We start from the raw sequence: 13,573 nt of genomic DNA, 5'->3' as shown, positions 1-13,573 counted from the left end.
CGCGAGCACCATCGACCATCGGCAGAGGCCAGAGGCGAGTTAACCCCCCATGCAGATTCACCAGTACGACACCGTCATCGTCGGCGCCGGCGGCGCCGGCATGCGCGCGGCCATCGAGTCGACGCAGCGCAGCCGCACCGCCGTCCTGACCAAGCTCTACCCGACCCGGTCCCACACCGGCGCGGCCCAGGGCGGCATGTGCGCCGCGCTGGCCAACGTCGAGGAGGACAACTGGGAGTGGCACACCTTCGACACGGTCAAGGGTGGTGACTACCTGGTCGACCAGGACGCCGCCGAGATCATGTGCAAGGAGGCCATCGACGCCGTCCTCGACCTGGAGAAGATGGGCCTCCCCTTCTCCCGCACCGAGCAGGGCCGGATCGACCAGCGCCGCTTCGGCGGTCACTCCCGCAACCACGGCGAGGCCCCGGTCCGCCGCTCGTGCTACGCGGCCGACCGCACCGGCCACATGATCCTCCAGACGCTGTTCCAGAACTGCGTCAAGCACGGCGTCGAGTTCTTCAACGAGTTCTACGTCCTCGACCTGCTGATCAACGAGGGCAAGACGGCCGGCGTCGTCGCCTACGAGCTGGCCACCGGCGAGATCCACGTCTTCCAGGCCAAGGCCGTCGTGTTCGCCTCCGGCGGCACCGGCAAGATGTTCAAGGTCTCCTCGAACGCCCACACCCTCACCGGTGACGGCCAGGCGGTGGCCTACCGCCGCGGCCTGCCGCTGGAGGACATGGAGTTCTTCCAGTTCCACCCGACGGGCATCTGGCGCATGGGCATCCTGCTCACCGAGGGCGCCCGCGGCGAGGGCGGCATCCTGCGCAACAAGGACGGCGAGCGCTTCATGGAGCGCTACGCCCCCGTCATGAAGGACCTCGCGTCCCGTGACGTCTGCTCCCGCGCGATCTACACCGAGATCCGCGAGGGCCGCGGCTGCGGTCCGGAGGGCGACCACGTCTACCTGGACCTGACCCACCTGCCGCCGGAGCAGCTGGACGCCAAGCTGCCGGACATCACCGAGTTCGCGCGCACCTACCTCGGCATCGAGCCCTACACGGACCCGATCCCGATCCAGCCCACCGCGCACTACGCCATGGGCGGCATCCCGACCAACGTCGAGGGTGAGGTCCTGCGCAACAACACCGACGTCGTCCCGGGCCTGTACGCGGCCGGCGAGGTCGCCTGCGTGTCCGTGCACGGCGCCAACCGCCTGGGCACCAACTCCCTGCTGGACATCAACGTGTTCGGCCGTCGCGCGGGCATCGCCGCCGCCGACTACGCCAACGCCAACGAGTTCGTCCCGCTGCCGGAGAACCCGGAAGAGCTGGTCCAGAACATGGTCGAGAAGCTGCGCGAGGCGACCGGCACCGAGTCCGTGGGGCAGATCCGCAAGGAGCTGCAGGAGACCATGGACGCCAACGCGATGGTGTACCGCACCGGTGCCACCCTGAAGCAGGCGGTCGAGGACATCGCCGCGCTGAAGGAGCGCTACAAGAACGTCTCCATCCAGGACAAGGGCTTCCGCTACAACACGGACCTCCTGGAGGCCATCGAGCTGGGCAACCTGCTCGACCTGGCCGAGGTGCTGGCCGTCTCCGCGCTGGCCCGCGAGGAATCCCGCGGCGGCCACTACCGCGAGGACTTCCCGACCCGTGACGACGTGAAGTTCATGCAGCACACCATGGCGTACCAGGAGGTCGCCGCCGACGGCAGCACCTCCATCCGCCTCGACTACAAGCCGGTCGTCACGACCCGCTACCAGCCGATGGAGCGTAAGTACTGATGAGCACTCCGACTGTGGAGCACTCGGCCGCTCTGGACGCGGCCGAGGCCGGTGGCACCCAGCTGATCACCGTCACCTTCCGGGTCCGCCGGTTCAACCCGGAGGAGCACCCGGACCCGGTGTGGGTGGACTACCAGCTCACCATGGACCCGAAGGAGCGCGTCCTGGACGCGCTCAACAAGATCAAGTGGGAGCAGGACGGCACCCTCACCTACCGCCGTTCCTGCGCGCACGGCATCTGCGGCTCCGACGCCATGCGGATCAACGGCCGCAACCGGCTGGCGTGCAAGACCCTGATCAAGGACGTCAACCCGGAGAAGCCGATCACGATCGAGGCCATCAAGGGCCTGACGGTCCTCAAGGACCTGGTCGTGGACATGGACCCGTTCTTCCAGGCGTACAAGGACGTCATGCCGTTCCTCATCACCAAGGGGAACGAGCCGACCCGCGAGCGCCTGCAGTCCGCCGAGGACCGCGAGCGCTTCGACGACACCACCAAGTGCATCCTGTGCGCCGCGTGCACGTCGTCCTGCCCGGTCTTCTGGAACGACGGCCAGTACTTCGGCCCGGCCGCCATCGTCAACGCGCACCGCTTCATCTTCGACTCGCGCGACGAGGGTGCCGAGCAGCGCCTGGAGATCCTCAACGACCGTGAGGGCGTGTGGCGTTGCCGCACCACCTTCAACTGCTCCGAGGCCTGCCCGCGTGGCATCGAGGTCACCAAGGCGATCCAGGAAGTGAAGCGGGCGCTGGTCACCCGCCGCTTCTGATCCCGGCCTGAGCAGGATCGAGGGCCCCGTCCGATCGACCGATCGGACGGGGCCCTCGGTTTTCCGCTGGTTCAGCGCTTCGAGGTCGTTCGCACCGGTCCAGCCGCTGTACATCACCAGGCGGCGGTCTGCCGTGACGGCCCACAGGTCAAGCTTGCCGTCGCCGTCGGCGTGGTGAGCAGGCCGGCGGCCATGGTCACCACGGCTACCCCCGAGTCTGCGGGTACGCGAAAGTGTCATGGAGATCCCCACCCCTTGTGATCAGCGCGTCGGGTACGCGCGTGAGAGCGGTGAGGACCTTGCCGGTGGGGGCCGACGGCGGCAACGCGATTGTCAGTCCGTGGCCGGGGTGCGGCGGGTGGCGCGCAGGCCGCGGAGGCCGATGGCGCCGACGGCGATGCCGAGGACGAAGGACGTGATCGCCAGCAGCAGGTGGATCCAGAAGAAGGCGGTGGGCTGGGAGTGGTCGCCGTTCACGAAGGCCTGGCCGCCGGAGTCCTTCCACAGGTTCTTGACGAAGGTCGTCCAGATGATGATCGACCAGACGCCGAAGGCGGACAGGAACCAGGACGTGCGGCGGCTGAGCTTCATGGGATGGTCCTCGGCGGGGAGTGTGGAGGCGGTGTGCCTCCCCAAGTATGCGCGGGCCGCTGATCGGCCTACGGCGAGCCCCTCATGCGGGGGACCTGTGCGGCGTGGCGCACGCTGCCGCGCCCCGATGGGTACGGTCAGTCGGTGTCCACATCCCGTCACACCTTCGCGCAGCTGTGCGCCGCGGTCACCGCGGCCCTCCCGGTTCTGCTCGCCGCCCCCGCGGCGGTCGCGGCCCCGCAGACGCCGCCCCCGTCGACCGCGGTCGGCGGTGAGCGGCTCGGGCTCCCCGGGGTCCAGGTCAATCCGCTGGCGGGCGCGCCGGCGCTGCCGACGGACCTCACCGGCCTGTCCTGGATAGTCTCCGACGCCACGTCGGGGGAAGTACTGGCGTCCTACAACCCGCACCTCAGGCTGCCTCCGGCGAGCACCCTGAAGATCCTCTTCGCGGACACCGTCCTGCCCAAGTTCGACCGCAACGCGGTGCACCGGGTCGCCGACGCGGAGATCCAGAACATCGGCCCCGGCAGCAGCCTGGTCGGCATCAAGGAGAACCTGGACTACCGGGTCGAGGACCTGTGGCGCGGGGTGTTCCTGAGCTCGGGCAACGACGCCGTGCACGTCCTGGCGCACATGAACGGCGGCGTCCAGCAGACCGTCAACGAGATGCAGGCCCGCGCCGAAGCCCTGCAGGCCCGGGACACCGAGGTGATCTCCCCGGACGGCTACGACATGGACGGCCAGGTGTCCTCGGCCTACGACCTGTCGCTGTTCGCCCGCTCCGGTCTGCGCAACCCGGACTTCCGGATGTACTGCGCGACCCGGGACGCCCAGTTCCCCGGCGCCGTCGACAAGAACACCGGCCGGCGCGGCAGCTTCGGGATCGCCAACACCGACCGGCTGCTGGGCAAGTACCCCGGCCTGATCGGGGTGAAGAACGGCACCACCACCAACGCCGGCTCGACCTTCGTGGGCGCCGCCCAGCGGAACGGGCGCACCCTGCTGGTGACGGTGATGCACCCGGCCAGCTACCAGCGGGTCTACGACGAGACGGCCGAGCTGCTGGACTGGGGCTTCGCCGCGGCGGGCAAGGTCCAGCCGGTCGGCCGGCTGGTCGACGAGAAGCCGGCCGGCAGCGAGAAGCCGGCCGGCAGCGGGGAGCCGACCGGCCAGGCGGCCGGCGCCACCGGTGCCGCCGCCCCGCCGCCGCATTCCTCCACCACCCCGGCCGGGCCGGACGCCGTGTCGGCCGGGGACGACTGGCTGGGCCTGCTGGGCGGCTGGTCGGCCGTGGTGGCCGGAGCCGTGGTCGGGGCGGTCGCCGTGGTGCTCCTCCGGCGCCAGACGCCGGGCCGCTACTAGCGCTGACCCCAGCGGGCGAATCACCGCGCCGCCTCCGAGTCGTCGGCGGCGGCCAGCAGTGCCCGGCCGTGCTCCCTGGTCCGCTCCCGGGCGGCCGCCGGGTCGGCCGTCGCCGTCCAGGCCACGCAGTACATCAGCAGCCGGCTGACGAAGTTGATCCACAGCAGCAGCGCCACCGGCGTGGCGAAGGCGCCGTACAGGCTCCGCCCGGCGACCGAGCCGAGGTAGGAGGCGAGCAGCAGCTTCAGCAGTTCGAAGCCGACCGCGCCGATCAGCGCACCGCGCACCAGGTCGCGGCGGCGCTGGCCGGTGATCCCGGGGAAGGGCGCCAGCAGGTAGGCGAAGAGCAGCATGTCGCACGCTATGGCGATGACCACGCCGACCCCGGTCAGCAGGTACCCGCTGCCGAGGCCGATCGCATCGGCGATCCGCCCGGCGAGGGTGGTGCCGGCGGCGGAGGCGGCCAGCGAGAACAGCGACACCAGGCCGAGGCCGGCCAGCACCACGACGTCCCGGGCCTTGCGCAGCACCGGGTTGCCCTTCTCCTCGGGCAGCTGCCAGAGGTCCCGGATCGACGTGCGCATGGTGTTGACCCAGCCGAGGCCGGAGACCAGCAGCAGGGCCCCGCTGACCAGGCCGAGGGCGCCCGCGTTGGCCACCAGGGAGGGCAGGTTGAGCGCGTCCGACAGGCCGGGCAGCTGGTCGGAGATGCGGTGCTGGAGGTCGTCCACCTGGCTGCCGTCGAGTGTCGCGACGGCGATCGCCAGGCCCACCGTGAGCAGCGGGAACAGGGCGAGGAAGCCGAAGAAGGTGACGGCGCCGGCCAGCCGGTTGCCGCGGGCGGCGGCGAAGTACTCGTACACCCGGTAGGGGCGGCTGCGCAGCACCCGGGCCACGAGCGGGCCCAGGACCGGAAGGCGGGTCAGGAAGTCCACCCGACCGGTTATACCGGCCCGTCCCCCGAACGGCCGTCAGGCGCGGGCCGGAGACAGGTCCTAGCGGTTGACGAGCCGGCGGGCCTTCGCGAGGGCGCGGACGGTCTGGTACGCGGCGTAGCGGCCGTGGCCGAGCAGTTCGGTGCGCACCCCGTCCACGCCGGCCGGCGGGCGGTAGCCGGCCGGGCGCAGCCGGGCGCAGTGCGCGGCGGCGCGGCGGAAGTACTCGCGGCGGTCGCCGGGCGGGATCCGGCCGGGCTTGGCGACCACGGTGTTGAGGTGGTTGAGCATCTTCCCGAAGACGACCGGGCGCCAGGGGTCCAGGTCGGGGCGGCGGTCGAGGAAGGCGAACACCAGGTCGTACTGGGCGAACACGTCGAAGTGCTTGCGGCTGGCGGTGGCCAGGATGTTGCCGCCCTCCTGGCGCTGGCGGTAGTGCACGCCGACCCGGTCGAGCAGGGTGATGCTCGCGGCGGCGAGCAGCGCCGGGTACGTCCAGGGGGTGTCCTCGTAGTAGCCGGCCGGGAACTCCAGCCGCTGGTCGGCGATGAACGCGCGGCGGTAGGCCTTGTTCCAGACGACCTGGAGCAGGTCGAGCAGGTCGGGGCGGGCGGCGAGGTCGAAGACGTCCGGGGAGGCGGCGCCGAAGACGTGCCCGGCGGCGGCCCGGGTGATCCGGCCGTCGGCGTAGGTGCGGGCGTAGTCGTAGACCAGGACGTCCGGGTCGCCGGTGGCGGCGAGCCGCTCGTCGACGGCCTCCAGCAGGCCGGGTGTGAGGGTGTCGTCGCTGTCGAGGAAGATCACGTACTCGCCGGTGGCGACCTCCAGGCCGGCGTTGCGGGCCCGGCCGAGGCCGACGTTCTCCGGCAGGTGGAGCACCCGGACCCGGGGGTCGGCGGCGGCCGCCGCGTCCAGCACCGCGCCGCAGCCGTCCGGTGAGCGGTCGTCCACCGCGATCAGTTCGAAGTCGGGTCCGCCCTGGCCGAGGACCGATTCGAGGCACTCGGAGAGGTAGTCCTGGACCTGGTACACGGGGACGATCACGCTGAAGCGGGGCACGGGGCCAGCGTAGTGGGCCCGGGGCGGTCCGGGCTCCGGAGGTAGGATCGGGGCGCACGTACGCACCGATCCAAGTGCGGTCAGACCCCCTGCGGGCTGCCACGCTCCTCCCGAGAAAGGCCTGCGTAGCCGATGGCTCCCCGCCTCTCCATCGTCGTTCCGATCTACAACGTCGAGCGTTACCTCGTCGAATGCCTCGACTCGATCGCCGCCCAGACCTTCACGGACTTCGAGTGCGTCATGGTCGACGACGGTTCGAAGGACGACAGCGCGGCGCTCGCCGAGGCGTACGCGGCGAAGGACTCGCGGTTCCGGCTGGTCCGGCAGGTGAACAAGGGCCTCGGGGCGGCCCGCAACACCGGCATCCGGCACATCGACCCGGACTCCGAGTTCCTCTGCTTCGTGGACAGCGACGACTCGATGCCGCCGAGTGCGTACGAGTTGATGATCAACACGCTGGAGGAGACCGGCTCGGACTTCTGCACCGGCAACGTGCTGCGGTTCCGCGCGGTGGGCTACTACCAGTCCGGCGGGCACGCGAAGCCGTTCAAGGAGACCCGGCTCAAGACCCACATCACCGAGCTCCCGGCGCTGGTCACCGACCGCACCGCGTGGAACAAGGTGTACCGCCGCTCCTTCTTCGACGCCGCGGGCCTGCTCTACCCCGAGGGCATCCTGTACGAGGACGCGCCGGTCAGCGTGCCGCACCACTACCTCGCCAAGAGCGTGGACGTGCTCTCCGAGCCGATCTACCACTGGCGCGAGCGCGAGGTCGGCGAGATGTCGATCACCCAGATGCGCACCAACCCCAAGGGCCTGGTCGACCGGGTCGCCTCGGTCGAGCTGGTCCGTGCCTGGCTGAAGAAGCAGACCGAGCCGCGCTTCGCCGAGTACCTGCGCTCCTACGACGAGAACACCCTCGTCGAGGAGATCCCGATGTTCTTCTGGTCCGTCGTGGACGGCGACAAGGACTACCGGGACGCCTACGTCCAGCACGTCAGCCGGCTGCTCCGGTCGATCGGCCAGGAGCAGGTCCGCAAGCTGCGCGCGCCGCTGCGGCTGAAGTACCACCTGACCCTGCAGAACCGGGTGGACGAGCTGGTCGAGCAGATCAAGTACGAGGGCGAGAGCGGCGGCGGCGTGCAGGCCCGCGGTCTGCTGCGGCCGTACGCGGACTACCCGTTCCTGCGCGGCGGGCGCAAGAGCGTGCCGTCCGGCGTGCTCAAGCTGGACAACTCGCTGGTCATGCGCAGCCGGCTGTACGAGAGCGCCTGGGTGGGCGGGAAGCTGCGGCTGACCGGTCACGCGTACCCGGAGCAGCTCGGCGCGGCGAACAAGCACGACATGGTCCGCACCCTGGTGCTGCGCGAGGCCAAGGGCCGCCGGGTGATCGCGGTGCCGATGAAGACCCAGTACAGCCCCGAGGCCACCGCGAGCTGCAACCACGACCTGTACAACTGCGACTGGTCCGGCTTCACCGTGTCCCTCGACCCGAAGAAGCTCAAGCACCGTGGCCAGTGGAAGGACGGCCACTGGCGCGTCCTGGTGGCCGGCGCGGGCAAGGGCGGCATCTACAAGGGCCGGATCTCGGCGGGCTGGCACGACACCGCCGAATCGATCCCGCCGCACTGGGTCGAGCCGGACGTGCGGATCGTGCCGTGGGTGCGGGACAACTTCGTCTACCTGCACGTGGAGACCGTCAAGGCCCGGGTGACCGGCCTGGCCGCGCACGGCGACCGGGTGGAGGTCTCCGGCGCGGCCCGCTCCGGCGCGAGCTTCGCCGGGGCCCGGCTGCGGCTCACCCACATCGAGTCGGACCGCGAGCTGAGCTTCCCGGTGGAGCTGGGCGCGCCGGTCGGCGCGCTGCAGCCGTTCACCTCGTCCGTCGAGGTGGCCGAGCTGACCGCCGTCCGCGAGGCCTGGGCCGAGCTGGACCCGGTGGCCGCCGAGCGCGTCCGCGACCGCTGGGACAGCGCGCTGGTGCTCGCCGACGGCAGCGTCCTCCCGCTGGTCTGGGACGACCGCAACGCGCCCGAGCAGCTGCACCTGCCGCTGGACCCGCAGGCGCCGGCCGAGCAGCGCCGGGCGATCTACACCAAGCCCTCCCCGAGCGGCCACCTGCAGTTCTCCGACCAGCTGCTGCAGCCGGTGGTGGACGAGGTGGCGTCGCGCGGCGCGGACGGCTTCCTGCTGAGCGGCTCGTTCCCGCTGCCCGGCGCGCACCGCTGGGAGCTCGTGGTCCGGCACCACTGGCGCGAGGAGGAGCACGTCTACCCGGTGGAGATCTCGGACGGCCGGTTCCGCACCGCGCTGCCCGCCGTGCCGACCGCCTCCTTCGCCGGCCGCGTCCCGCTCGCCGCCGGCACCTGGCGGGTCTTCTTCCGCCCGGTCGGCGATTCGGCCGCCGCCCTGCCGGACAGCTTCGTGCAGATCTCCCCGGACTGCTTCGGCTCGCTGCCGGTGGAGGTGGAGTCCCGCGGCAAGCGGATCGCGCTGGAGCGCCGCTACCACGACGGCCTGTCGCTGGAGTCGCACTCGGCCCTGCTGCCCGAGGAGCGGTCCGGCTACCGCCAGCGCCAGCTCCGCAGCGTCGACTACCCGGCTGCCCGCCGGCTGCCGGTGCGCGACACCGTGCTGTACAACGCCGGGCACGGCAGCGTGTACGCCGACTCGCCGAAGGCGGTCCACGAGGAGCTGGTGCGCCGCGGCCTGCCGCTGGAGCACTTGTGGGGCAGCGACGACATGCAGGCCGACCTGCCGCGCACCGCGCGGGCGGTGCGGCTGTGGAGCCCGGAGTGGTTCGAGGCGCTGGCGACGGCCAAGTACATCGTCACCAGCACCCACCTGCCCGACTTCTTCGTCCGCCGGCCCGGCCAGGTGGTCGTCCAGACCTGGCTGGGCAGCCCGCTGAAGCAGGTCGGCTTCGACTTCGAGAAGGTCTGGTTCACCGACTCGAACTACCTCAAGGGCCTGTCCCGCGAGGTCCCGAACTGGAGCCTGCTGGTGGCCGGCAACAGCTGGTCCGCCCCGGTGCTGCGGCGCGCCTTCGATTTCCAGGGCGAGATCCTGGAGAGCGGATCGCCCCGGAACGACCTGCTGTTCGCGGCCGACCGGGAGAAGACGGCGGAACAGGTCCGCGAGCGGCTCGGCCTGCCCGAGGGCAAGAAGGTCGTGCTGTACGCGCCGACCTGGCGCGAGGACCGGCGCCGGCCGAACGGCGGCTACCAGATCGACCTGCGGATCGACCTGGCGGCGGCCAAGGCCGCGCTCGGCGACGACCAGGTGCTGCTGGTGCGCCGGCACAACATGATGTGCGGCCAGATCCCGGGCGCCGGCAACGGCTACATCTGGGACGTCGGCAGCTACCCCGACATGGCGGAGCTGCTGCTGATCACCGACGTGCTGGTCACCGACTACTCGTCGAGCGTCTTCGACTTCGCCACCACCGGCAAGCCGATGCTCTTCTTCACGCACGACCTGGAGCACTACCGCGACAACCTGCGCGGTTTCAGCCTGAACTTCGAGGCCGAGGCGCCCGGCCCGCTGCTGGCCACCTCCGAGGAACTGGTCGAGGCGCTGGGCCGGGTGGACGAGGTCGCGGCCGGGTACGCGGACCGGGCGGCCGCGTTCCGCGCGGCGTACTGCGACCTGGACGACGGCAAGGCCGCCGCCCGGGTGGTCGACGCGATGCTCCGCAAGGAGTAGTCCCGGGCCCTTGTCGAGGCGCCCGGCGCGATCCGCGCCGGGCGCCTCGGCGCTATCTGGGAATTTCCTGAGAACCCCTGTCCTTTACGCGCGTTTTGCACTCGAACTCACGTTTAGCCAACGAATTTCAAAGGAAATTCTCCGAACTGTACAGTTGACCCGGGGCCCCCTCCCGGTATGGGATATCGATTCGGCCCCGGACCGGTCAGCTCCGACCCGGCGGCCCTCCCGGCCACCGCCATGCCGGGATCCCCTCCGCCGAAGGGCCCCCCGCACCATGCCTGCGCTCACCCGGTTCGTCCTGCCGCACGCCGCCCCCCGGGTGAGCGCCGGCCGACCCACCGCCGACGAGGACGTGGTGTTCGGACTGCTGCGGGCCCGCTGGCACGGCCGCGGGCTGGAACTCACCGGCTTCGCCCGCCCGCTGAACCTGGACACCGGCCGCCCCGGCTCGGCCTGGACCTGGCTGACCCTGCGCCACCAGGACGGCACCGAACCTCCGCTGCACCTGCGCTCCAGACCCCGCAGGCTCCCCGAGGTCACCGACGACAGCGCCCAGCCCGACCACAACCACGACTGGTCCGGCTTCACCGCCCTGGTGGAACCCTCCCGGCTGCGCCGCGACGGCCGCTGGCTGCTCGGCGACTGGCAGATCGAGACCACCCTGTTCACCCGCCCCCGCTCCACCCGGCTGCGCCGCCAGTACGGCACCCTCGCCCCCCACTGGTGCGGCTCCGGCGAGTACCCGCCGGCCCGCTGGGTGGACCGCGACGTACGCCTCCAGCCGTACTTCGAGGACGGCCGGCTGGGACTGCGGCTGGAGCGCCCCGGCGTCCGGCTCGACCACGCCGAACCCGCCGCCGACGGCATCCGGCTGGGCGGCGTCGCCGACCACTGCCCCGCCGGCACCGTGCTGCGGCTGCGGCACCGGCAGAGCGACGCGGTGATCGAGCAGCCGCTCACCCGCACCGGCAACACCTTCACCGTCGACCTGCCCTACCGGCCGTTCACCGCCGACGGGCGCGGCCGCGGCGTGCTCGAGCACTGGGACGCCGAACTGCTGCGCCCCGACGGCGGCACCGAGCAGCTCTGCCTGGACGAGCGCCGCGGGCCGGTGGCCCGGCAGTACCCGCTGCCGGACGCCCCGGACCGGGTGCTCTACCTCAAGCACCTCGCGGACGGCCGGCTCCAGGTCTGCGTCCAGCCCGCCGCCGGCGTGGTCGACCGGATCGCGGTCCACTTCGCCGGCTTCGAACTGTCCGGCCACTGCCCGGACCCGGCCGTCGACCGACTGGAGCTGGTCCTGCGGCACAACGGCACCGCGGGCGAGGTCCGCACCCCGGTCGAGCCCGAACCGGACGGCCGCTTCCGGGCCCGGCTGCCCGCCACCCGCACCGGCTCGGACGGCGCCGTGCTGCCGCTGCGCAAGGGCATCTGGGAGGCCGCCCTGGAGCCCGCCGACCGCTCCGGCCCGGCCCGGCCGCTGATCGCCGCCGCGAGCGTGCTGCCCGCGCTGCCCGCCACCGCGACCACCGGCGGCAAGCACGTCGTGCTGCAGCGCCGCTGGCACGACACCCTGCTGGTGGACTCCACCCCGGTGCTCGACGCCACCGAGCGCAGCGCCTGGACCCAACACCGGCTGCGCACCGAGCACTACCCGGCCGCCCGCCGCGAACCGCTGCGCGAGGCGGTGCTGTACGACGTGTTCGGCGGCCGCGGCTACGCCGACTCCCCGCGCGCGGTGCACGCCGAACTCGCCCGCCGCGGCGCGCCGTTGGAGCACCTGTGGGTGGTCGACGACGGTCAGGCCGAACTGCCGCCCGGGGTCGTCCCGGTGCGGATCTGGAGCCCGGAGTGGTACCGCGCCCTGGCCACCTGCCGCTACCTGGTCGGCAACACCCACTTCCCGGACTTCCTGGAGCGCCGCGAGGGCCAGGTCGTGGTGCAGACCTGGCACGGCTCGCTGCTGAAGCGGATCGCCCACGACGTCGACAACTCCTGGCTGGCCGACCACGGCTACCTGGAGGCGCTCGACCGGGAGACCCCGCAGTGGAGCATGCTGCTCTCCCCCAGCCCGTTCGCCACCCCGATCCTGCGGCGCGCCTTCCGCTACGACGGCGAGGTCCTGGAGTCCGGCTACCCGCGCGGCGACGTGCTGGCCCAGCCGGACCGGCGGGTCGCCGCGACGGTCCGCCGCCGGCTCGGCATCCCCGAGGGCAAGCGGGTCGTGCTGTACGCGCCGACCTGGCGCGAGGACCAGCAGCGCGGCGACGGAGAGGGCTTCCGACTCGACCTGAGGCTCGACGTCGACCACGCCCGCCGACTGCTCGGCGAGGACCACGTGCTGCTGGTCCGCCCGCACTCGCACGTGCGCGAGCCGCTGCCGGGCTCCGGCGACGGCTTCCTGTTCGACTGCGGGGACTTCCCCGACCCGCAGGAACTGCTGCTGATCGCGGACGTGCTGGTCACCGACTACTCGTCGATCATGTTCGACTTCGCGATCACCGGCCGCCCGGTGTACTTCTTCACCTACGACCTGGAGCACTACCGCGACACCCTGCGCGGCTTCTACTTCGACTTCGAGCCGAACGCCCCCGGCCCGCTGGTCCCCGATTCCGCCGAACTGCTCGAGGCACTGCGCGAACTCGCCGACAGCGGGGCGGAGTTGCCGCCCGGGTACGCCGAGCGCTACCGGCGCTTCCGGGCCGAGCACTGCGCTCTGGACGACGGCGGGGCGTCCCGCCGGGTGGTCGACCGGATGCTCGAACTCGGCCGAACGGCACGGTAGTTCACGAGCGGTGCCGATTCAGGAGGGATGCCGATTCACGAGCTGTGCCGATTCACAAGAACCGGTAGTCCCGCCAGGGCCGCCAGACCTCGTCCGCGTCGAACCGGGAGAGCGAGAAGCCGGGCACCAGGAAGGACGCCCGGAACCCGCGCGCCTGCTCGTACGCCTGGTCCAGCACGTCGTCCGGCAGACCGTGGGCGACCGTCACGTGCGGGTGGTACGGGAAGGCCAGTTCGCGGGCCAGCGGGCCGGACCGGACGTCCGCCTCCAGCAGCCGGCACTCCTGCGCGCCCTCCTCGACCCGGACGAACACCACCGGGGAGACCGGGCGGAAGGTGCCGCCGCCGCGCAGCAGCATCCGGAACGGCCGGTGCGCGGCCGCCACCGCCGCCAGGTGCTCCTCGACCTTCGGCAGAACCTCGGCGGGCAGCTCGGTCGGCGGCAGCAGGGTGACGTGCGTCGGTATCGAGCGGGCCTGCGGGTCGCCGTGGCCGGCCCGGGCGTCCTGGATCAGCGCGCCGTACGGCTCCGGAACGCTCACGGACACGCCGATGGTGACGACCTCCGGGAG

General features: G+C 71.7%; 9 protein-coding genes. 5 read left to right on the top strand and 4 right to left on the bottom strand.

Annotated features, from left to right (window positions below; all coding sequences use genetic code 11):
• Positions 1-49: 49 nt before the first annotated feature.
• Together sdhA and O1G21_RS23340 are read left to right on the top strand one after the other, a co-directional pair.
• Entirely contained in the window at positions 50-1,792 is a 1,743-nt protein-coding gene (gene sdhA, locus O1G21_RS23345; RefSeq protein WP_270146543.1) for a succinate dehydrogenase flavoprotein subunit, read from the top strand.
• A complete protein-coding gene (locus O1G21_RS23340) occupies positions 1,792-2,562 on the top strand; it encodes a succinate dehydrogenase iron-sulfur subunit (RefSeq protein WP_270146542.1) in 771 nt (256 codons plus the stop codon). Before sdhA ends, O1G21_RS23340 begins: the two co-directional genes overlap by 1 nt.
• A gap of 333 nt (positions 2,563-2,895) precedes the next feature.
• Here O1G21_RS23340 and O1G21_RS23335 read toward each other — a convergent pair whose 3' ends face one another.
• Positions 2,896-3,153, bottom strand: a complete 258-nt coding sequence (locus tag O1G21_RS23335; protein WP_270146541.1) for an SCO4848 family membrane protein — start codon at positions 3,151-3,153, stop codon at positions 2,896-2,898.
• Between the two features lie 144 nt (positions 3,154-3,297).
• Here O1G21_RS23335 and O1G21_RS23330 point away from each other — a divergent pair, with 144 nt between their 5' ends.
• A complete protein-coding gene (locus tag O1G21_RS23330; RefSeq protein ID WP_270146540.1) occupies positions 3,298-4,515 on the top strand; it encodes a D-alanyl-D-alanine carboxypeptidase family protein in 1,218 nt (405 codons plus the stop codon).
• Between the two features lie 20 nt (positions 4,516-4,535).
• Here the strand turns inward: O1G21_RS23330 and O1G21_RS23325 are convergent, their stop codons facing one another.
• Entirely contained in the window at positions 4,536-5,450 is a 915-nt protein-coding gene (locus tag O1G21_RS23325) for a YihY/virulence factor BrkB family protein (RefSeq protein WP_270146539.1), read from the bottom strand.
• Positions 5,451-5,510: 60 nt separating this feature from the next.
• The gene (locus O1G21_RS23320) at positions 5,511-6,509 is read right to left on the bottom strand and encodes a glycosyltransferase family 2 protein (protein ID WP_270146538.1); all 999 of its coding nucleotides are present in this window, start codon (positions 6,507-6,509) and stop codon (positions 5,511-5,513) included.
• A 132-nt stretch (positions 6,510-6,641) separates the two neighbouring features.
• Here O1G21_RS23320 and O1G21_RS23315 point away from each other — a divergent pair, with 132 nt between their 5' ends.
• Together O1G21_RS23315 and O1G21_RS23310 are read left to right on the top strand one after the other, a co-directional pair.
• Positions 6,642-10,214, top strand: coding sequence for a bifunctional glycosyltransferase/CDP-glycerol:glycerophosphate glycerophosphotransferase (locus tag O1G21_RS23315; protein ID WP_270146537.1), 3,573 nt, complete (start codon positions 6,642-6,644; stop codon positions 10,212-10,214).
• Positions 10,215-10,491: 277 nt separating this feature from the next.
• Positions 10,492-13,002, top strand: coding sequence for a CDP-glycerol glycerophosphotransferase family protein (locus O1G21_RS23310; RefSeq protein WP_270146536.1), 2,511 nt, complete (start codon positions 10,492-10,494; stop codon positions 13,000-13,002).
• A gap of 52 nt (positions 13,003-13,054) precedes the next feature.
• On the opposite strand, the gene O1G21_RS23305 is transcribed toward O1G21_RS23310, so the two are convergent.
• Positions 13,055-13,543 carry a 2'-5' RNA ligase family protein gene (locus tag O1G21_RS23305; protein WP_270146535.1) on the bottom strand — a complete coding sequence of 163 codons (489 nt, stop codon included), beginning with the start codon at positions 13,541-13,543 and terminating at the stop codon, positions 13,055-13,057.
• Positions 13,544-13,573: the final 30 nt, after the last annotated feature.

This window comes from Kitasatospora cathayae (genome assembly GCF_027627435.1).
GTDB lineage: Bacteria > Actinomycetota > Actinomycetes > Streptomycetales > Streptomycetaceae > Kitasatospora > Kitasatospora cathayae.
This window is presented reverse-complemented; position numbering and strand designations above follow the sequence as displayed.

Excerpts from the sequence above, each read along its gene's own strand:
- sdhA (WP_270146543.1), top strand. The coding sequence starts at position 50 with ATGCAGATTCACCAGTACGACACCGTCATCGTCGGCGCCGGCGGCGCC.
- O1G21_RS23340 (WP_270146542.1), top strand. The coding sequence starts at position 1,792 with ATGAGCACTCCGACTGTGGAGCACTCGGCCGCTCTGGACGCGGCCGAG.
- O1G21_RS23335 (WP_270146541.1), bottom strand. The coding sequence starts at position 3,153 with ATGAAGCTCAGCCGCCGCACGTCCTGGTTCCTGTCCGCCTTCGGCGTC.
- O1G21_RS23315 (WP_270146537.1), top strand. The coding sequence starts at position 6,642 with ATGGCTCCCCGCCTCTCCATCGTCGTTCCGATCTACAACGTCGAGCGT.
- O1G21_RS23310 (WP_270146536.1), top strand. The coding sequence starts at position 10,492 with ATGCCTGCGCTCACCCGGTTCGTCCTGCCGCACGCCGCCCCCCGGGTG.